Source organism: Streptomyces californicus (assembly GCF_000717645.1).
Taxonomy (GTDB): Bacteria; Actinomycetota; Actinomycetes; order Streptomycetales; family Streptomycetaceae; genus Streptomyces; species Streptomyces californicus.
Genome location: NZ_JNZZ01000030.1, coordinates 1 through 20,213 on the forward strand (window position 1 = coordinate 1; position 20,213 = coordinate 20,213).

The window sequence follows — 20,213 nt, forward strand, 5'->3', positions numbered from 1 at the left end:
CCCCAACGCCCCTCCACCGCCCGGCCCTTCGTCGGCGCACCCCAGGGAAGGACTCCCCGCCCGTGGCAACCTCGACCCCCACCCGGGACGCGTACGCGAAAGCGCCCCGCGAACCGAAGAAGGAACCGGACAGCGACCGGCGGCAGGTGTGGCGCAGTCGGCTGTGGCGGTTCGACGACAAGGCGTCCCCGTACGCCTACATCGCCCCGTTCTTCCTCGTCTTCGGGGCCTTCGGCCTCTACCCGCTGCTCTATACCGGCTGGATCGCCCTGCACCGGGTGGAGATGACCGGCCTCGACTCGATGGAGTGGGTGGGCTGGGAGAACTTCGACAAGATCCTGCACGACCCGGAGTTCTGGACGTCGGTCGCCAACACCTTCCTGATCGGCGTCATCTCCACCGTGCCGCAGCTCCTGATGGCGCTGGGCCTGGCCCACCTCCTCAACTACCGGCTGCGGGCGAGCACGTTCTGGCGCACGGTCATCCTCACGCCGTACGCGACCTCCGTCGCCTCGGCGGCCCTCGTCTTCGCCCTGGTCTTCCGGGCCGACGGCGGACTGCTCAACTGGGTGACCGGCCTCTTCGGCCTCGACCCGACCAACTGGGCCAACGGGCACTGGACGTCGAAGATCGCCATCGCCGTCATCGTGATCTGGCGCTGGACCGGCTACAACGCGCTGATCTACCTTGCCGCGATGCAGGCCGTCCCCAACGACCTCTACGAGGCTGCCTCGTTGGACGGCGCGTCACGCTGGCAGCAGTTCCGCAAGGTCACCATCCCCTCGCTGCGGCCGACGATCCTGTTCACCATCGTCATCTCCACCATCGGCTCCATGCAGCTCTTCGGCGAGCCCCTGCTGCTGGAGGGCGGCGCGCTCGGCGCGACCGGCGGCAACGAGAACCAGTACGAGACGCTCAGCATCTACCTCTACAACTACGGCTGGAACCTCGGGCACCTCGGCCCGGCCGCCGCCGTCGCCTGGGCGATGCTCGCCCTCCTGCTGATCATCGCCGCGGCCAACTGGATCGTCGGCCGACTCGCCCGCACGTCCGCGGCCTGACCGGGAGCGCCTCCATGACCATGACCAGCCCGACACCCACCGCCCCCGTGAAGGTCGCGCCCGCCCCGAGGAGCACCGGCCCGTCCCGGCCGAGCCGCTTCCGGATGGGCGCCGGACAGCAGATGAAGGGCGGCCCCTTCGCGTACGCCGCACTCGCCGTCATCGGTCTCGGCTCGCTGCTGCCGCTCTACTGGACCCTGGTCGCGGCCTCCCGCACCCAGGACGAAGTCCTCGCCTCCACACCGCCGTTCCTGCCCGGCGGCAAGCTGGTGGAGAACGTGCGGACCGCCTGGGAGCAGGCGAACCTCGGTACGGCGATCCTCAACAGCGTCATCGTCGCGGCTTCGATCACCGCCGCCACGCTCTTCTTCTGCACGCTCGCCGGCTACGCGTTCGCCAAGATGCGCTTCCGGGGCCGGGGGTGGCTGATGACGGCGGTCATCGCCACCCTCACCATCCCGCCGCAGCTCAGCGTCGTCCCGCTGTTCATGATGATGTCCGGCCTCGGCTGGGGCGGGCAGCTCGAATCGGTGATCCTCCCGACGCTGGTCAGCGCGTTCGGCGTGTTCTTCATGCGCCAGTACCTGATCGAGGCGCTGCCGTACGAGCTGATCGAGGCCGCCAAGATCGACGGCGCGAACAACTTCCGCATCGTGGTGAGCGTGGTCCTGCCGGTCGCCCGCCCGGCGATGATGGTGCTCGGCATGCTCACCTTCGTCCAGGCGTGGAACGACTTCTTCTGGCCCTACCTGGCGCTCAACCAGCAGAACCCGACCCTTCAGGTGGCTCTCGGCCAGCTCAGCGCCTCGTACACCCCCGACCAGTCCATCGTGATGGCGGGCGCGCTGATCAGCACGCTGCCGCTGCTGGTGGTGTTCGTGGTCTTCGGCAAGAAGATCGTCGGCGGGATCATGTCCGGCGCGGTCAAGGGCTGACCCGGGCCCCGCCCCACAGCCGCCCCCTTCCGCCGCCCCTTCCTCAGCCCCCCCTTCCCTCCCCCCATCCCTCACTTCCTCAGGGAGCGCTCCCGCATGACAGCCGTCCGACCCGACACCCTTCCCCAGCAGGCCCCCGCCGCCACCGCCCCCTTCCCGACCGGCTTCCTCTGGGGCGCGGCCACCGCCGCCTACCAGGTGGAGGGCGCGGCCGCCGAACAGGGCCGCACCCCCTCCATCTGGGACACCTTCAGCCACACCCCGGGCCGCGTGCTCGGCGGGGACACCGGGGACGTGGCCGCCGACCACTTCCACCGCTACCGCGACGACGTCGCCCTGATGAAGCGCCTCGGCCTGAAGGCGTACCGCTTCTCCCTCTCCTGGTCCCGCGTCCAGCCCACCGGCCGGGGCCCGGCCGTCGAACGCGGCCTGGACTTCTACCGCTCGCTCGTCGACGAGCTGCTGGCGGCGGGCATCGAACCCGTCGCCACGCTCTACCACTGGGACCTGCCACAGGAGTTGGAGGACGCGGGCGGCTGGCCCGAGCGCGTCACCGCCGAACGGTTCGCGGACTACGCGGCCATCGCCGCCCGCGCGCTCGGCGACCGGGTCTCGCTGTGGACGACGCTCAACGAGCCCTGGTGCTCGGCCTTCCTCGGATACGGCTCCGGGGTCCACGCCCCCGGCCGCACCGAGCCGGCCGCCGCCCTGCGGGCCGCCCACCACCTCAACCTCGCCCACGGCCGGGCGACCGAGGCCCTGCGCGCCAACCTCCCGGCCACCGCGCGGACTTCGGTCACCCTCAATCTCCACCAGGTGCGCCCGCTGACCGCCGGCGCGGCGGACGCGGACGCCGCCCGCCGCATCGACGCGGTCGGCAACCGGGTCTTCACCGGCCCGATGCTGAGGGGCGCGTACCCGCAGGACCTGCTGGCGGACACCGAACACATCGTGAACTGGGACGAGTTGGTCCGTGCAGGCGACCTCGCCGCCATCGCCGCCCCGATCGACCTGCTCGGCGTCAACTACTACACGCCCACCATCGTCTCGACGCCCGCCGACGGGGCGGGCGACACCCGCAACGACGGCCACGGCAGCAGCGACCACTCGCCGTGGCCCGGTTCGGAACACGTCGCCTTCCACCTCGCCGAGGGGCTGCCGGTCACCGCGATGAACTGGTCGGTCAAGCCGGACGGCCTGTACGACCTCCTCATGGACGTCGCCCGCGAGCACCCGGAGCTGCCGATGATGGTGACCGAGAACGGCGCCGCCTTCGAGGACGCCCCCGACGCGGACGGCCGGGTCCACGACCCCGACCGGATCGCCTACCTCCACGGCCACCTGGACGCGGTGCGCCGGGCGGTCGCGGACGGCGCGGACGTACGGGGCTACTTCCTCTGGTCCCTCCTGGACAACTTCGAGTGGGGCTACGGCTACGCGAAGCGCTTCGGCGCGGTGTACGTCGACTACGCGACGCAGGTCCGTACGCCCAAGTCCAGCGCCCACTGGTACGCCGACGTGATCGCCCGCCACGCCCTGCCCCCGGCCGCCTGACTTCGGCGAAGCGGCGGGCCCGGCCCTCCCCGGCCGGGCCCGCCGTCGCTTTCCGGCCGCTTTTGGGAGCGCTCCCATTACGCTGTCCGTACGCTCGTCGGGGTGATCGGTCCAGGACTTGGATTGACCGTACGGCTGTGAGAAATTGACCGGGAACGGGGAGGCGGCCATGGCGGCAGCGCGTGTACGGAGCGGCGGGCGGCCCACGCTCGAAGAGGTGGCGGCACGGGCCGGTGTCGGCCGGGGCACCGCCTCGCGGGTCATCAACGGCTCCCCCCGGGTCAGCGACGCGACCCGGCAGGCAGTCGAGGCGGCCGTGGCCGAGCTGGGGTACGTCCCCAACCGCGCCGCCCGCGCCCTGGCGGGCAACCGCACCGACGCCATCGCGCTGGTGGTGCCCGAGCCGGAGACCCGGTTCTTCGCCGAGCCGTACTTCTCCGCGATCGTGCGCGGTGTCGGCGCGGCCCTGGCCGACACGGAGATGCAGCTCCTCCTCACCCTCGTCGGCAACGACCGCGAGCGCCGCCGCCTCGCCCAGTACCTCACCGCGCACCGCGTCGACGGCGTCCTCCTGGTCGCGGTGCACGCCGACGACCCACTGCCGGAGCTGCTGGAGCAGTTGGGCATGCCCTGCGTCATCAGCGGCGCCCGGCACCCGGGCGAAACCCTGCCCTCGGTGGACTCGGACAACTACGAGGGAGCGCGGGCGGCCGTCGAGCACCTGGTCTCCCGGGGCCGCCGGCAGGTCGCCACGATCACCGGCCGCCTGGAGGTGTACGGGGCCCAGCGCCGCCTCGACGGCTACCGCGCCGCCGTGTCCGCCGCCGGTCTGACCCCCGACGAACGCCTGATCGCCCCCGCCGACTTCACCGAGGAGGGCGGCGCGAAGGCCATGCGCGACCTGCTCGCCCGCCGCCCGGAGCTGGACGGGGTCTTCGTCGCCTCCGACGTGATGGCCGCCGGCGCGCGCCAGGTCCTGCGCGAGGCGGGCCGCCGTGTCCCCGAGGACGTGGCCCTGGTCGGCTTCGACGACTCGGTGGTCGCCCGCCACATGCACCCGCCCCTCACCAGCGTCCGCCAGCCCATAGAGGAGATGGGCCGCCGTATGGCCCGGCTCCTCCTGGACGAGATCGCGGGCCGCTCCCCGGACGAGGAGCGCCCCTCGCTGGTCCTCCCCACGGAGCTGGTGGTCCGCGACTCGTCCTGAGCGGTGGACCGGGGTCCGGCGAGGTCCGTCCCGAACAGCGGTGGCCGGTCTTCCGGATTTCACAAGTTCTTCACCCCGCTCGGCCCGGGCGGCTAATGTTCGCTGCGTACGGCGATTGTGTGACGCACCACACACGTCACGCGGTGGGCTGCCGGAGTGCGTTCCGGGCGGCTGTGCATCTGGGGGGCCTCGTGCACGAGATGGTCAAGGGCGCCAACGTCGGTCTGTCGGCGCTGAGCGAGAACGTCGGGGCCGTGGTGGTCGGCCTGGGGTGGAGCAGCGCCACCGGTGAGGGGGACGCCGACGTCTCGGTGCTGCTGCTCGACGCCGACGGCAAGGTCCGCAGCGACGCCGACTTCTGCTTCTACAACAACCCCGTCGCGGGCGACGGCAGCGTGCACCTGCTCGGCAAGACCCCGACCGCCGACGGCAGCGAGGACCGGATCTCCTTTGACCTGGACGCCGTCCCGCCGGAGGTCGACAAGGTGGTCGTCGCCGCCAGCCGCTACGGGGGCGCCCGCTTCGGCGAGCTCGACGACCTCCGGCTCACCCTCGCCGACAGCACGGGCGACGGGCTCGCCCGGTTCGCGGTCCACGACGTCGAGGAGGTCAGCGCCCTGATCTTCGGCGAGCTGTACCGGCGTGCGGGGGAGTGGAAGTTCCGCGCGGTCGGCCAGGGGTACGCCTCGGGCCTCGCGGGGCTGGCCACCGACTACGGCGTCGACATCGACGACGACGCGGAGACGGCCGTGGCGCAGGCGGCCGACGGGGAGGCGGCCTCGGCGAGGACGGCCGGCGCGGAACGGACGGGCACGGGACAGGTCGGCGCCGAGCCGGAGGGGTCCGCTCCGGAGGGGCCCGGTCCGGACGTGGAGGTTCCGGGTGGGACGTCGACGGCGCCGTCCGCGCGCGTACCCGCCCAGAGCCGGGACGGGCACGCCGTCGACCGGGCGGCGACGGGTCCGGAGCCCGCCAAGCCCGGTACGGCCGCCGCCCCCGCCGACGGGCCGAAGTCCGCGCGCCGCCCCCGTACCGCGAAGAAGAAGGTCACCCTGCCCCGTACGGCCAAGAAGTCCCTCGCCGACAACGACACCTGGCGCACCGCCCGGCTGTTCCCCGGCTCCGCCCTCAAGAGCGACCGGGAGCGCGAGACGCGGGCCACCTCCGTCGTGCTGTCCGTGATGGCGCAGGTGCCGGAGTTCGGCCGCCGCCTCACCGCCGCCTTCGGCGCCCCGGCCGGCCGGATGGAGACGTTCACCGAGGTCACCCTGCCGCACGGGGAATCGCCGCGCCGCCCGGACGGGGTCATCCGGGTCGAGCGGGCGGGCAAGCTGTGGACCGCGCTGGTGGAGACCAAGACCAACGGGAACGCCCTCAAGCCCGACCAGGTCCAGGCGTACATGGACATCGCCGCACGGCGCGGGTACGAGGCGGTGATCACCCTCTCCAACGACGTCGCGCTGGAGGGCAGTCCGCTCGTCGACGTCCGGATCGACCGGCGGCGCAAGCACAAGGTGGCTCTCTGGCACCTGTCCTGGGCCGAGGTCGTGCACCAGGCACAGATGCTCATCCGCCACGAGGGGGTCGGCGACGCCGCGCACGCCTGGCTGCTCCAGGAACTGCTCCACTACCTCCAGCACGAGAACTCCGGCTGCCACGGCTTCCAGAACATGGGCGCGGCGTGGGTCCCCGTACGGCGGGGAATCGACGAGGAGACCCTGTGCCAGGGCGACGCCCGCGCGCTGGAGGTCATCGAGAACTGGGAGCGGCTGGTCCGGCAGGTGTGCCTGCGGCTCGGCGGCGAACTGGGGCAGAAGGTCCTGCCGGTCCAGCGCGCCCGGCGCGGCGCGGACCCCGGTGCGCGCCGCACCGAGCTGGCCGACCACCTCTGCGAGCAGGGAAGGCTCAACGCGGAGATCCGCATCGAGGGCACGCCGGGCGTCCTCGGTATCACCGCGGATCTGCGCACCGGCAAGCTCCGTACGTCGATCGAGGTCCCCGCCGAGGGCGCGGGCTATCCGCTCGCCCGGGCCAAGCGCCTGGTGCGACGGCTCTCCGACGCCCCGGCCGACCTGCACATCGAGACGCTCGTGGACGGCCGGGGCACCGGCCCGCGCGGCACGCTGGAGCGGCTGCGCCCGGAGCCCGCCGACATCCTGCCGAAGGACGGGGCGCAGATCACCGGCTTCCGGCTCTCCCTGTTCAAGGGGATGGGCGCCGGCAGGGGCAGCGCCGAGACCGGCTTCATCCGCAGCGTCGACGACGCCGTGGACCGCTTCCACGCCCAGGTCGTCGCCCATGTGGACGCTCCGGTGGTCTGAGGACGCCCTCCCGGGCAGGTGAGCCGGGCGGATCTCGACCGGGTCCGCCGGGTCCACCCCGGCCTTCGGTCCGGGCCCACCCCCGCGCCTTTTGTGGTGTGGACATGACCAGCAGACAGGTCTACCGTCTTGGTCTAGACCAAGTGGTGAGCCGCCGCGCCCCGGTCGTCCGTCCGCACGCTCCACCCCTCACCTCAGGAGCACCACATGCGCAGGAAGATCACGTCCTTACTCCTCGGCCTCGGCATCGCCGGGGCGTCCCTGCTGGCCACCTCCGGCAGCGCGCAGAGCCACGGGTACACCGACTCGCCGGTCAGCAGGCAGCAGCTCTGCGGCAACGGCACCGTCCGCAACTGCGGGCAGATCCAGTGGGAGCCGCCGAGCGTGGAGGGCCCCAAGGGGTTCCCGGCGCGCGGACCCCGCGACGGCCTGATCTGCGCCGGGGGCAACCAGCGCTTCGCCGAGCTGGACGACCCGCGCGGCGGAGCCTGGCCCACCACCTCGGTGTCCGCCGGCGCGAGCCACACCTTCCGCTGGCGGATCACCGCCCGGCACGCCACCACCGACTTCCGGTACTACGTCACCAAGGACGGCTACGACCCCTCGAAGCCCCTCACCCGGGCCGACCTGGAGCCGCAGCCCTTCCTGACGGTGCCCTTCGGCGGCCGCCAGCCCGGGGCCACGGTCACGCACGCGGGCGCCCTGCCGCAGAAGTCGGGCAAGCACCTGATCCTCGGCGTCTGGACCATCGCGGACACCGGCAACGCGTTCTACGCCTGCTCCGACGTCACGTTCTGACCGCCTGACCGGCGCAGACGACGGAGAAGCCGCCCCGGCGCACCCGGCCGGGACGGCGGAAGGGCCCCGGTCCGAAGACCGGGGCCCTTCCTTCAGGGTGAGTAACGGGACTTGAACCCGCGACATCCTGGACCACAACCAGGTGCTCTGCCAGCTGAGCTATACCCACCATGTCGCCCGGTCGTTTCCGACCGGCCGAGAAAAAGTGTACAGGGTCCGGGAGGGTGCTCGCGCCCCCGTTTCCCCGGGCCGGTCCACAGGCGCCTTCACGCCCGTGACCAGCGGGTTCTACGGTGCCGGCGGAGCCGACAGGCGCGCCGCGATCTCCTTGGCGCGCTCGGAGTCCGGGCCGGGCTGCGGCACGAAGACCGCCTCCCGGTAATAGCGGAGCTCCGTGATGGAGTCACGGATGTCCGCCAGCGCCCGGTGGTTGCCGTTCTTCTCCGGACTGTTGAAGTACGCCCGGGGGAACCAGCGCCGGGCCAGCTCCTTGACCGAGGACACGTCCACGATCCGGTAGTGGAGGTAGCCCTCCAGCTCCCGCATGTCCCGCGCCAGGAATCCGCGGTCGGTGCCGACCGAGTTCCCGCAGAGCGGGGCCTTGCCGGGCTCCTTCACATGCTCGCGGACGTACGCCAGGACCTGCTCCTCGGCGTCCGCCAGGGTGGTGCCCCCGGCCAGCTCGTCGAGGAGGCCCGAGGAGGTGTGCATCTGCCGCACCACCTCGGGCATGGTCTCCAGGGCCGCGTCCGGCGGGCGGATCACGATGTCCACCCCTTCGCCGAGCACGTTCAGCTCCGAGTCGGTGACCAGGGCGGCCACCTCGATGAGTGCGTCGTCCGTCAACGAGAGCCCGGTCATCTCGCAGTCGATCCACACCATGCGGTCGTTCATGGGCCCCACCCTACGGGGCGCTCCGCTGTCCCGGCAGGGCCGGGCGTCCGGGAACGAACGCCTCGGGACCGGGCAGGGAGTGGTCCCCGGACCCCACCGAGGCCGTCAGGACGACCGGTGCGGAAGGCAGCGGAGAACCCCGGCGCCCGGACGGCGGCCCCTGGCTGGGCACCATCGTCTCGACCACCGTCGCTGCGCTCTCCGCCACCCCCTGCGGACGACGGGCCCGGTAGGCGGCCCGGTACGCGGCGGGGGAGGAGCCGAGCTGGCGGCGGAAATGCCCGCGCAGCGCGACCGGGGAGCGGAAGCCGCAGCGGCCGGCGACCTCGTCGACCGAGTAGTCGGAGGTCTCCAGCAGCCGCTGCGCCTGCAGCACCCGCTGGGTGATCAGCCACTGCAGCGGTGCGCTGCCGGTGAGCGAGCGGAACCTGCGGTCGAAGGTCCGCCTGCTCATGTAGGCGCGCGCGGCGAGCGTCTCCACGTCGAACTGCTCGTGCAGATGCTCCAGGGCCCAGGCCACGACCTCGGCGAGCGGGTCGGAGCCGATCTCCTCCGGCAGCGACCGGTCCAGATAGCGCTCCTGCCCGCCACTGCGCCGCGGCGGCACGACGAGCCGGCGCGCGAGCGCCCCGGCGGCCTCCGTGCCGTGGTCGGTGCGGACTATGTGGAGGCAGAGGTCGATTCCGGCGGCCGTCCCGGCGGAGGTGAGCACATCGCCGTCGTCCACGAACAGTTCGCGCGGATCGACGTGCACCGACGGATAGCGCTTGGCCAGCGTCGGCGCGTACATCCAGTGGGTGGTGGCCGGCCGTCCGTCCAGCAGGCCGGCGGCCGCGAGCACGAAGGCCCCCGTGCACAGTCCGACGATGCGTGCGCCCTCCTCGTGGGCGCGCCGCAGCGCGTCCAGAGCCTCGGCGGGCGGCGGCGAGGTGATCGACCGCCAGGCGGGCACCACCACGGTGCCGGCCCTGCTGATCGCCTCCAGGCCGTACGGCGCGGTGAGTTCGAGACCGCCGGTGGTGCGCAGCGGTCCCTCCTCGCCCCCGCAGACCAGCAGGCGGTAGCGGGGAACTCCCGCGTCCTGCCGGTCGATTCCGAAAACGGAGAGCGGGATGGAGCTCTCGAAGATAGGGCCACCGCTGAACAGCAGCACGGCAACGACTTCCCGGCGTCGCCGCCCGGTCAGCTTGCGTGCGGCCTCCGTCGCGGTGGCGGAGTCCTGGCTCATGACGCTAAGCCGCCCTCGGTGTTCGCGTCTCCCTGGTCCTTACGGGCCTCTCGCTCCTGCACGTTTCCCCTCGGTGTCGCACGTGTCCCCAGTCCCCGATTTTCAAGATCGAAATCTACTGCGTCGCGTGGTCCCGCCGTGACACCTTCCCCCACCAGCTCAATGTCGATAAGGGGACGTGGCGTGAAGCGTTCGATCACGAAGCGTTCCACCCGCGAAGCGCACGGGGAAGTGCTCTTGGCGAAGGTGGCCCGTCCGCATCGGGTGAAAGCGTACCGCGCGGTCCGTTCCTGCCTGGTGGATGGCGGGGTGTCAGGCCATCCGGCGAAGGGTCGGACCCCTGGGTGAAGTTGGCTTGAAATAGTCGGTTGTGTGTGCTGAATCCGGTCACGCCGGGCGCACAACCCTCACGGGGGCGCAGCGCCGGTGCGCTGTCTCGTCACCACGCGACCCGGTGCGGTCGAAGGGTGGCGTACGGAGGTCGCGGCGCGCGAGGAGCCGCGACGATATAGGACCGTATTCAACGACCTTTGCGCGGTGGGACAAGAGATCCGCCCGGTCCGTACGGGGGCGGACGGAGGTCCGCGCACCGTGCGCCCGGCTCCGCGGCCCGCCCCGCCGAGGGATCGCGCCGGGGACGGCTCCGAGGGGGCGGAGCGGCTCCGTCCGCCCCTCGCCGGCCCGGGTGGCGGATTCGCCGCGGTGTGGCCAACGGGGACCGGGTGCGCGCCACCGGGCCGAGAGTGACGTCCGGCACGCGGCCGTCGCGGAAAACAGGACGGTCACCCGTGTTCGGCCGCGCCAGGCGCGTGTACGGCACAACCGGCATTGCCATCCCGGACGCGCTCGTGCATGCTCCCTCCAGCGTCACGCACGCTTTTGCGAGGATCTGGGCGATGGGGGAGTGACGCCGTACCCTTGGGGGTATGGGGTTGGGAAGATGATTCCCGGACACAGCTTCACCAGCGGCTGACGTACCCGACGCACCAGACACACCTCGAAACCGTTCCCTCCTCACGAGGACTCTCTTCGCCGAGACACCGATGGCCGGTCACGAAATCCCTGAACCCAAGGACCGCAAGCCGGTAGCCGACTTCGAGTCGGAGCCGCGGACGGTCGAAGAAGCACGCCACGCGTGCGATCCCGCTTTCCGGCACGGAGTCGTGGTCGGTTTCGACGGCTCGACGTCCAGCGAGCGGGCCCTCGCCTACGCCATCGGCATGGCAGGGCGGTCGAGCTCCGGTCTGATCATCGTCCATGTCGCCAACCGGCTGCCGACCACGGTCTGGGCGGGGTGCGAGCCCCCTGTCTTCGTCGACGTCCCCGACCACCGCACCGAGGTCCTCGGACTGGAGCTGGCCTGTGCGGACTATCTCTCCGATGTGCCGTGGGTGCTGGTCGAGCGCGGCGGCGACATCTGCCACGAGTTGGAGGAGGTCGGCCGGGAGTACGAGGCCGACGCCATCGTCGTCGGCTCCACGCACGGCATCGTCGGCCGGATCTTCGGCTCCGTGGCCGGCCGGCTCGCGCGCCGCGCGCAGCGCCCGGTCATCGTCATTCCCTGAACGGGCCGCGGGCCGGCCGCTGAACGGACCGCGGGCCGGCCCCCGAACGAGTCGTGGGGCATCCCCCGAACGGGCCGCCGGCCGGGCCGCTCGCGAGTCCCGAGGATCTGAGCACCCGCCAGAAAGCCTCACAGCGCCACGCGTTGGGCCCCGCACCGTGACATGCACGGTGCGGGGCCCAACGCCTGTGCGCGGCCGTCTACTCGACCGTCACGGACTTCGCCAGGTTGCGCGGCTTGTCGATGTCGCGGCCCATCGCGAGGGCCGTGTGGTACGCGAACAGCTGGAGCGGGATGCCCATGAGGATCGGGTCCAGCTCGTTCTCGTTCTTCGGCACGACGATGGTGTGGTCGGCCTTCTCCTGCACCTGGTGGGCGACGGCGAGGATACGGCCGCTGCGGGCCTTGATCTCCTCCATCGCGGCCCGGTTCTTCTCCAGCAGGTCGTCGTCCGGCACGATCGCCACGGTCGGCATGGCGGGCTCGATCAGCGCGAGCGGGCCGTGCTTCAGCTCGGAGGCCGGGTAGGCCTCGGCGTGGATGTACGAGACCTCCTTCAGCTTCAGCGAGGCCTCGCGGGCCACCGGGTAGCCGCGCACCCGGCCGATGAACATCATGGACTTGGCGTCCGCGTACTCCGCCGCCAGCCGCTTGATCTCGTCCTCGTTCGCGAGGATCTCGCTGATCTGCTCCGGCAGGCGGCGCAGACCGTCGATGATCCGCTTGCCGTCCGCGACCGACAGGTCGCGGATGCGGCCCAGGTGCAGCGCGAGCAGCGCGAAGGCGACCACCGTGTTGGTGAAGCACTTGGTGGAGACCACGCAGACCTCCGGGCCGGCGTGCACGTACGTGCCACCGTCGGCCTCGCGGGCGATCGCGGAGCCGACCACGTTGACCACGCCGAGGACCCGGGCGCCCTTGCGCTTCAGCTCCTGGACGGCGGCCAGCACGTCGTACGTCTCGCCCGACTGGGAGACGGCCACGTACAGGGTGTCGGGGTCCACGACCGGGTTGCGGTAGCGGAACTCGGAGGCCGGCTCGGCGTCGGCGGGGATGCGGGCGAGCTCCTCGATGAGCTGGGCGCCGATCTGGCCCGCGTGGTACGAGGTGCCGCAGCCGAGGATCTTGATCCGGCGCACCCCGCGCGCCTCGCGGGCGTCCAGGTTGAGGCCGCCCAGGTGCACGGTGGAGAACCGGTCGTCGATCCGGCCGCGCAGGACCCGGTCCACGGCGTCGGCCTGCTCGGAGATCTCCTTGTGCATGTACGTGTCGTGGCCGCCCATGTCGTACGACTCGGCCTCCCACTCCACGGTGGTCGGCGTGGCCGTCGTGGTCGAGCCCTCCGTCGTGTACGTACGGAAGTCGTCGGCCTTGAGCGTGGCCATCTCGCCGTCGTCCAGCGTGACGACCTGGCGGGTGTGGGCGACCAGGGCGGCGACGTCGGAGGCGACGAACATCTCCTTCTCGCCGATGCCGAGGACGACCGGGGAGCCGTTGCGGGCGACCACGATGCGGTCGTTGAAGTCGGCGTGCAGCACGGCGACGCCGTACGTGCCCTCGACGTGGCGCAGCGCCTCGCGGACCTTCTCCTCCAGGGTGTCGGCCTGGGCGCGGGCGATCAGGTGGGTGAGCACCTCGGTGTCGGTCTCGGAGAGGAAGACGACGCCGTCGGCGGTGAGCCGGGTGCGCAGCTCGGAGGCGTTGTCGATGATCCCGTTGTGGACGACGGCGACCTTGTTCTCGGCGTCCATGTGGGGGTGGGCGTTCTCGTCGCTGGGCGCGCCGTGGGTGGCCCAGCGGGTGTGGGCGATGCCCGTGGTGCCGGCGAACCGCTTGGGGACCCGGGACTCCAGCTCGCGGACCCGGCCCTTCGCCTTGACCATCTTCAGCGTGCCCGGCCTGCCCGCGGCCGCCTTGCCGGTGATGACGATGCCGGCGGAGTCGTACCCCCGGTACTCCAGCCGCTGCAGCCCTTCCAGCAGCAGCGGAGCGACGTCACGCTTCCCGATGTATCCGACGATCCCGCACATGGACTTCCTGCCCCTCCTCGACGTACCCGTACACGCGTGGTCGGCGCCCCGCACGGGCGCCCGGCTCGCTCAGCCGTAGACGATGCGGCGCAGCTGGCGGAGCGAGAGCTCCGGCGGCGCCACGGCGCGGTGCGGCAGCTCGGCCGCGATCCGCTCGAAGATCTCCGCGTTGACCAGGCCGCCGGACTGCAGTTCGCGGTGGCGGCGCCGGACGAAGTCCTCGGTGCTCTCGTCGAAGTACGCCAGCACGTCGAGGACCACCCGGGCCGCCTCGCCGCGCTGGAGCGCGGTGGAGCGGACGAGGTGGTCGATGAGGTCGTCGTGCGACGAGCGGCGTTCGAGCACCCGTCGATACTGCGTGCCGGGGCGGTCCAGCGCAAGAAATCTGCCCGATATCGGGCAGGCGAACCGGGAAAACGGGCTCGGGTGCGTCACATCGAACAGAGATGAGGCCGGGAGGGCCGCCCGGATCGCCTCACATCGAGCGCAGGACGGCCTGTTTCGCGGTGCTGAACTCGTCGTCGGTGAGGACCCCGGCCCGGTGCAGTTCGCCCAGCTCCCGCAGCCGCCGCAGCAGGACGTCGTGGTCGCCCGCGGGCGGGGCGGCGGGCTCGGCGGCCTCGGCCGGGGCGGGAGCGGGCGCCGGGGCGTCGAGCGCGGCCCCGGCCCGGGGCAGCCGCGTCAGCACCGCCGCCGCGACCAGGACGGCGGTGTACTCCTTCTTGGACATCCCCCACAGGTCCAGGGCGTACATGTCGTACTTCGGCGGCGCGGAGACCGGCCCCTCGACCGGCTCGAAGCGCAGGTAGCCGTTCTCCAGGCCGATCGAGGGCAGCCACCGCACGGCCGCGATCCGCGACAGCGGGAGGGTGGCCGGGCCTCCGGCGGTCTTGGACTCCTCGGCCTTCCAGTTCCAGGTCAGCCGGACGGTCTCGCCGTCGAAGGAGGCCGTGCCGTCGCCGCCCCCGCCGGAGACGGGCAGGGAGGGGCCGGGCAGCAGGAAGCGGTCCACCGGGCCGTCCGGCACCTGCTCGATCAGCAGCGCGTTGCGGACCTCGTCGACGAAGTACTCGGCGACCCCCGTGCGGTCCTTCTCCACGGTCAGCGCGTAGGGGTCGGCGCCGTCCTTGAGCCGGCCGTCGGCGGCCCGCAGCACCGGGCAGGCGCCCCCGCGCAGCCGTAGCCGCAGCCGGCCGCCCTTGCGGTCCGGTTCGAACGAGATGCCCGCCACCGCCCGCACGGGCACGGCGATCTCACCCAGGGCCAGCCGCACCGGGTGCGCCTTTCCCCCCGGCACGATGCGCACGGTGTCCCCGTCGAACGTCCACGTTCCGTCCCGCTGGATGATTTCCGCCATGGCCCCGATTCTGCCAGCCCGCCACGGTGCCGTACGGGGGAGGAGACGAGCGCCCGGGGGGCCACTTTCCCGGGCGCTCGCCGGTCGAAGGGCCGCCGGGCCCCATGGGCAGGCCCCGGCGGCACGGGTCAGAACCCGGCGATCGGGTTCTTCAGGCGTCCCACCAACTGCAGGGCACCGGCCGGGTCGTTGAGGTCGACCATCTGCTCGTTGTCGCGCAGCTGGAGGCGGTTGAGGCAGGAGAGCGCGAACTCCGGTGCGAACAGGTCGTACTGCGCGAACTTCTCCGCGAGGTACGGCACCGACTCCTGGTAGTCGCGCACGCAGGCGGCGACCGTCCGCCAGAAGGTCTCCTCGTCGAGGACGCCCTCGGTGGCCAGACCCGCGCCCAGGAAGCGGAAGAAGCAGTCGAAGACGTCGGTGAAGACCGACAGCACCTTCATGTCCTCGGGGACCTCGGCCCGGATCCGCTCGACCTGCGGCGGCAGCACCGCGTCCGGGTCCATCACCGCGATCTCCTCCGCGATGTCCTTGAAGACCGTGCGGGTGACGACGCCGTCCTCCACGACCAGGATCACGTTCTCGCCGTGCGGCATGTAGACCAGGTCGTAGGCGTAGAAGCTGTGCAGCACCGGCACCAGATAGGCGTCCAGGTAGTGCCGCAGCCACGCCCGCGGGTCCAGCCCCGACTCGGCGATCAGCGCCCCGGCCACCGAGCCGCCCTCGTGGTCGGTGTGGAGCAGGGACGCCATCGTCGCGACCCGCTCGCCCGGCCCCAGCCCCGGCACCGGGCTCTCGCGCCACAGGGCGGCGAGCATCTTGCGGTACGGGGACCCCTTGGCGGTGGCCGCCTCGAAGGACCGGTGGCGGTAGCCGATCGCGGCCCGCTCGCGGATGATCGAGAACCTGGCCCCGCGCAGCAGGTCGTCGCGCTCGATCAGACCGGCCAGCCAGTCGTTGATCGCGGGTGTGGCCTCCATGTACGCGGCCGAGAGCCCGCGCATGAAACCCATGTTGAGCACGGAGAGCGCCGTTTTGACGTAGTGCTTCTCCGGGTGGTCGGCGTTGAAGAACGTCCGGATCGACTGCTGGGCGAGATAGCCGTCCTCGCCCTCCCCGAGCACCACCAGGCGGCGCTCGGCCAGCTCCCCGGCGAAGGTGACGGCGAGTTTGTTCCACCACTGCCAGGGGTGGACGGGCAGCAGGAGGTAGTCGGCCGGGTCGAGGCCGAGCCCGCGCAGGACGCCGTCGAACCGCGCCCGCTCGCTCTCGCTCAGCTCGTCCTTCATCAGCGCGTCGTAGTCGAGACCGGCGCCCGAGGTGAAGGTGGCCCGGTCGCGGCGGGCCGCCAGCCACACCAGCCGCACGGGGGAGGCCGCCTCGGGGGCGTACGCCCGGTACTCGTCCACGCCGAAGCCGAGCCGCCCGTTGTTGGCGACGAAGCACGGGTGGCCCTCGGTCATCCCGGTCTCGACGGCCTGGAAGCCGGCGGCGACGAGCTGGCCGGAGGTCGCCGGTTCCTTGGTGAGTTTGTAGGCGGTTCCGGCCAGGGTGGAGGAGATCTCCTCCAGATAGACCGGCAGCACTTCGGCCGGGATGCCCAGGGTGTGCCGCAGCTCGATCAGGAACTCCGCCGCGTCCAAGGGGAGTTCGGAGCCATGGCGGTGCCGGGTGATGGTGTCCGCTTCGATCTGCCAGTGGTCCAGGGCGAAGAGGCGCGCGGTGAAACGATACTCGGTGGAGGCGTCGTCGCTACGGACGGTGTAGCGGTCGTCGCCGGTCGGGGCGGGCGCCAGCAGCCGCTCATGGCTGAATTCCGCCAGCGCTTTCCTCACCAGCAGTCGGTTTGCGGTGGCCCAGCGCTCGGGGGAGAGGTGGGCGGCACTGTCGCTGAGGGCGGTCGTCATCGGTCGTTGCCTCCGGTTGCTGATTCGAACTGCTCACGGGTGCAGGCGCTGAGCAGCGCGTCCTTCTCCGGTTTGGCGATCTCCCGGAGCACCTCGAAACCGACCGCCTTGTTGAGGGCCTGCACGGCGCTGTTGGTCACGTCGGGCTCGACGACGACCCGGCGCACCGACGGGTCGGCGAAGAGGAAGTCCATGACGGCGGTGATCACGGCCCGGGTGAAGCCGTGCACGGGGGTGTCGGTCGGGGCGACAAGGAAGTGCATCCCGATGTCGCCGGGCTTCGCCTCGTACAGCCCCTTCAGCTCGACCTCGGTGGGGTCGTACCGCTCGATCAGGAAGGCGGGTTCGCCGTCGTGCAGCCCGATGAACGCGTCGTGGTGCGGATGGGCGGCGATGGACCGGTACTCCTGTTCCACGTCGGCGGGTTCCGCGTCGCCCATCAGCCAGTACGCGGCCTTGGGGTGGGTCACCCAGCCGTGCACCAGCGCGGCGTCCGAGGCGGGGTCCAGCGGGCGGACCGTGAACGTGCCGAGCGCGTCGGCGGGGCGTTCGTCGGGACGGCTCATACGGCGAACTCCTGGAAGGCGATGGACTTCTCGACCGGGTAGACCTCACGGCCGAGCAGCTCGCCGATGATGTACGCGTTGCGGTAGGCGCCCATGCCGAGGTCGGGCGAGGTGATCGAGTGGGTGTGCACCGAGGCGTTCTGGAGGAAGACCCCGTGCCCGGTGGTGTCGATGCTGTAGTTGCGGGCCACGTCGAAGCGGCCCCGGCTGTCGTGGCGCAGCCGTCCGCTGATCGGGGCGAGGAAGGCGGGGGCCTCGTACCGGTAGCCGGTGGCGAGGACCAGCCCCTCGGTGGTGAGCTCGTAGTCCTTGCCCTGCTCCTCCTGGCGCAGCCCCAGCCGGTACGCCCCGCCCTCCTCGTCGTAACGGGCGCTGACGAGGGCGGAGTTGGTGAGCAGCCTGGTCGGCACGGGGCCCGGCAGGTTCTTCTGGTACAGCAGGTCGAAGATCGCGTCGATCAACTCCCCGTCGATGCCCTTGAACAGCCCCTTCTGCCCGGTCTCCAGCCGGTGGCGGGTCTCCTCGGGCAGCGCGTGGAAGTAGTCGATGTACTCCGGGGAGGTCATCTCCAGCGTCAGCTTGGTGTACTCCAGCGGGAAGAACCGCGGGGAGCGGGTGACCCAGTTCAGGCGGTAGCCGTGGACGTCGATCTCGGAGAGCAGGTCGTAGTAGATCTCCGCCGCGCTCTGCCCGCTGCCGACCAGGGTGATCGACCGCTTCTTCTGGAGGTCGGCTTTCCGTTCCAGGTAGCGGGAGTTGTGCAGGAAGTCCCCGCCGAGCCCCTGGCAGGCCGCGGGTATGTGCGGCGGGGTCCCGGTGCCCAGGACGAGCCGCCGGGAGCGGAACAGCTCCCCGGAGGCGGTGCGTACGGTGTAGAGCCCGCCGGCGTCGTCGTACGTCACCGTCTCCACGGTCTCGCCGAACCGGATGCCGCTCAGCTTCCCGGCGGCCCAGCGGCAGTAGTCGTTGTACTCGGTGCGCAGCGGATAGAAGTTCTCGCGGATGTAGAACGAGTAGAGTCGGCCGCGCTCCTTGAGGTAGTTGAGGAAGGAGTACGGCGAGGTCGGGTCGGCCATGGTGACCAGGTCCGACATGAACGGCGTCTGGAGATGGGCCCCTTCGAGGAACATCCCGGCGTGCCATTCGAAGTCCGGCTTGGACTCCAGGAAGACGCCGTTCAGCTCGTCGATGGGCTCGGTCAGGCAGGCGAGCCCGAGGTTGAACGGGCCGAGACCGATCCCGATGAAGTCGTGGGGGTCAGGAAGCGCGGTCAAGGGTGTCTCCCAGGTACTGCTCGGCGTGGCCGGCGATCAGATCGAGGACGGCGGCGATGTCGTCCACCGTCGTCTCGGGGTTGAGCAGGGTGAACTTCAGGTACTGCCGGTCACCGACCCGGGTGCCCGCGACGATCGCCTCACCGGAGGCGAACAGGGCCTTGCGGGCGTACAGGTTGGCCCGGTCGATCTCGTCCGGCGCGGTGACGCCGGACGGGATGTGGCGGAAGACGAGTGTGGAGAGCCGCGGCTCGACGACCACGTCGAAACGCGGATCGGCGGCGAGGAGCCGCCAGCCCTCGGCGGCCAGATCGCAGACCTGGTCGAAGAGTTCGCCGATCCCGTCGGCGCCCATCACGCGCAGCGTCATCCACAGCTTGAGCGCGTCGAACCGGCGGGTCGTCTGGAGGGACTTGTCGACCTGGTTGGGTATCCGCTCCTCGACCGTCCGGCGCGGGTTCAGATACTCCGCGTGGTACGTGGCGTGGCGCAGGACCGCCCGGTCGCGGACCAGGACGGCGGACGAACTCACCGGCTGGAAGAAGGACTTGTGATAGTCCACGGTGACCGAGTCGGCGTGGGCGATGCCGTCGAGGAGCCCGCCCCGCTCGCGGGAGGCGAGCAGCCCGCAGCCGTACGCGGCGTCCACGTGCATCCACACGGCGAACTGCTCGCAGAGCGCGGCGATCTCCGGGAGCGGGTCGATGGAGCCGAAGTCCGTGGTGCCGGCGGTGGCGACGACGGCCATCGGGACGGCCCCCTCGGCCACGCACTGCTCCAGGGCGCGGGCGAGCGCCAGCGTCCGCATGCGCTTGTCGCGGTCCACGGGCACGGAGATCACGGCGTCCGGACCGAGGCCGAGGAGTTTGGCGGACTTCTGGACGCTGAAGTGGCTGCACTCGGAGGTGAGGATCCGCAGCCGCGTGAAGTGTTCGGGCCGGACCTTCGCCTCCTCCCGCGCCAGCAGCAGGGCCTGGAGGTTGGACTGGGTGCCGCCGCTGGTGAAGATGCCGTCGGCGGCCGGGCCGAGCCCGATCCGCTCGGTGGTCCAGTCGATCAGCCGCCGCTCGATGAGGGTGCCGCCCGCGCTCTGGTCCCAGGTGTCCAGGGAGGAGTTGACGGCGGAGAGCACGGCCTCGCCGAGCACGGCGGGGATGACGACCGGGCAGTTGAGGTGGCCCAGGTAGCGGGGGCGGTGGAAGTAGACGGCGTCACGGAGGTAGACCTCGCCGAGCTCGTCGAGGGCCGCGGCGGCGTCGCCGAGCGGCCGGTCGAGGTCGATCGCGTCGACGACGGGGGAGAGCTCGTCCACACCGACGCCGCTGAAGGGGCGCTCGGTGGCGGCGAGGGTGGCCGCGACCCGTTCCACTCCCGCGGAGACGGTGGTCCGATAGTGCTCCGCGGTCGCGTTGTTGAGCAGGTGCGCACGCATGGTGGGGGTCCTCCCGGTGAGGGGAACTTCATCGCGCCCTCCGGGCAGGAAGGGGGGAACGAGGGCGCGATGCCTAAGTAAGGTG

16 protein-coding genes and 1 tRNA gene are annotated in these 20,213 nt (G+C 71.4%); 7 read left to right on the forward strand and 10 right to left on the reverse strand.

Annotated features, from left to right (window positions below):
* Nucleotides 1–62 precede the first annotated feature (62 nt).
* The 6 genes from IF19_RS0129650 to IF19_RS0129675 all read left to right on the forward strand — a co-directional run bounded on the left by IF19_RS0129650 (nucleotide 63) and on the right by IF19_RS0129675 (nucleotide 7,876).
* A complete protein-coding gene (locus IF19_RS0129650) occupies nucleotides 63–1,061 on the forward strand; it encodes a carbohydrate ABC transporter permease (protein WP_030278128.1) in 999 nt (332 codons plus the stop codon).
* 14 nt (nucleotides 1,062–1,075) lie between these two features.
* A complete protein-coding gene (locus IF19_RS0129655; protein WP_030113115.1) occupies nucleotides 1,076–1,996 on the forward strand; it encodes a carbohydrate ABC transporter permease in 921 nt (306 codons plus the stop codon).
* A 96-nt stretch (nucleotides 1,997–2,092) separates the two neighbouring features.
* Nucleotides 2,093–3,550: a GH1 family beta-glucosidase gene (locus tag IF19_RS0129660; protein WP_030277489.1), complete on the forward strand. Its 1,458-nt coding sequence runs from the start codon at nucleotides 2,093–2,095 to the stop codon at nucleotides 3,548–3,550.
* A 169-nt stretch (nucleotides 3,551–3,719) separates the two neighbouring features.
* The gene (locus tag IF19_RS0129665; RefSeq protein WP_030113112.1) at nucleotides 3,720–4,757 is read left to right on the forward strand and encodes a LacI family DNA-binding transcriptional regulator; all 1,038 of its coding nucleotides are present in this window, start codon (nucleotides 3,720–3,722) and stop codon (nucleotides 4,755–4,757) included.
* Between the two features lie 200 nt (nucleotides 4,758–4,957).
* Entirely contained in the window at nucleotides 4,958–7,078 is a 2,121-nt protein-coding gene (locus IF19_RS0129670; protein WP_078580965.1) for a TerD family protein, read from the forward strand.
* Between the two features lie 207 nt (nucleotides 7,079–7,285).
* Entirely contained in the window at nucleotides 7,286–7,876 is a 591-nt protein-coding gene (locus tag IF19_RS0129675) for a lytic polysaccharide monooxygenase auxiliary activity family 9 protein (RefSeq protein WP_030113110.1), read from the forward strand.
* Nucleotides 7,877–7,972: 96 nt separating this feature from the next.
* Here the strand turns inward: IF19_RS0129675 and IF19_RS0129680 are convergent.
* The 3 genes from IF19_RS0129680 to IF19_RS0129690 all read right to left on the reverse strand — a co-directional run bounded on the left by IF19_RS0129680 (nucleotide 7,973) and on the right by IF19_RS0129690 (nucleotide 9,998).
* A tRNA-His gene (locus tag IF19_RS0129680) sits at nucleotides 7,973–8,045 on the reverse strand.
* Between the two features lie 119 nt (nucleotides 8,046–8,164).
* Nucleotides 8,165–8,770, reverse strand: a complete 606-nt coding sequence (gene orn / locus IF19_RS0129685) for an oligoribonuclease (protein WP_030113109.1) — start codon at nucleotides 8,768–8,770, stop codon at nucleotides 8,165–8,167.
* A 10-nt stretch (nucleotides 8,771–8,780) separates the two neighbouring features.
* Nucleotides 8,781–9,998: a helix-turn-helix domain-containing protein gene (locus tag IF19_RS0129690; RefSeq protein WP_030193397.1), complete on the reverse strand. Its 1,218-nt coding sequence runs from the start codon at nucleotides 9,996–9,998 to the stop codon at nucleotides 8,781–8,783.
* Between the two features lie 1,043 nt (nucleotides 9,999–11,041).
* On the opposite strand from IF19_RS0129690, the gene IF19_RS0129700 reads away from it, so the two are divergent.
* Nucleotides 11,042–11,563, forward strand: a complete 522-nt coding sequence (locus IF19_RS0129700; RefSeq protein ID WP_030113107.1) for a universal stress protein — start codon at nucleotides 11,042–11,044, stop codon at nucleotides 11,561–11,563.
* A gap of 199 nt (nucleotides 11,564–11,762) precedes the next feature.
* Here the strand turns inward: IF19_RS0129700 and glmS are convergent, their stop codons facing one another.
* From glmS to IF19_RS0129735, 7 genes are all read right to left on the reverse strand, one after another.
* On the reverse strand, nucleotides 11,763–13,592 hold the full coding sequence (glmS, locus tag IF19_RS0129705) for a glutamine--fructose-6-phosphate transaminase (isomerizing) (RefSeq protein ID WP_030113106.1): 1,830 nt from the start codon (nucleotides 13,590–13,592) through the stop codon (nucleotides 11,763–11,765).
* Nucleotides 13,593–13,661: 69 nt separating this feature from the next.
* The gene (locus IF19_RS0129710) at nucleotides 13,662–13,937 is read right to left on the reverse strand and encodes a hypothetical protein (RefSeq protein ID WP_030113105.1); all 276 of its coding nucleotides are present in this window, start codon (nucleotides 13,935–13,937) and stop codon (nucleotides 13,662–13,664) included.
* 130 nt (nucleotides 13,938–14,067) lie between these two features.
* On the reverse strand, nucleotides 14,068–14,949 hold the full coding sequence (locus IF19_RS0129715) for a DUF4429 domain-containing protein (protein ID WP_030277490.1): 882 nt from the start codon (nucleotides 14,947–14,949) through the stop codon (nucleotides 14,068–14,070).
* Between the two features lie 128 nt (nucleotides 14,950–15,077).
* On the reverse strand, nucleotides 15,078–16,856 hold the full coding sequence (locus IF19_RS0129720) for an IucA/IucC family protein (protein WP_030277492.1): 1,779 nt from the start codon (nucleotides 16,854–16,856) through the stop codon (nucleotides 15,078–15,080).
* Complete coding sequence (locus IF19_RS0129725) at nucleotides 16,853–17,422, reverse strand: GNAT family N-acetyltransferase (RefSeq protein WP_030113100.1); 570 nt, start codon at nucleotides 17,420–17,422, stop codon at nucleotides 16,853–16,855. Before IF19_RS0129725 ends, IF19_RS0129720 begins: the two co-directional genes overlap by 4 nt.
* Entirely contained in the window at nucleotides 17,419–18,696 is a 1,278-nt protein-coding gene (locus tag IF19_RS0129730) for a lysine N(6)-hydroxylase/L-ornithine N(5)-oxygenase family protein (protein ID WP_030113099.1), read from the reverse strand. Before IF19_RS0129730 ends, IF19_RS0129725 begins: the two co-directional genes overlap by 4 nt.
* Nucleotides 18,680–20,128, reverse strand: coding sequence for a pyridoxal phosphate-dependent decarboxylase family protein (locus IF19_RS0129735; RefSeq protein ID WP_030277494.1), 1,449 nt, complete (start codon nucleotides 20,126–20,128; stop codon nucleotides 18,680–18,682). The genes IF19_RS0129730 and IF19_RS0129735 overlap by 17 nt, the downstream gene beginning before the upstream one ends.
* Nucleotides 20,129–20,213: the final 85 nt, after the last annotated feature.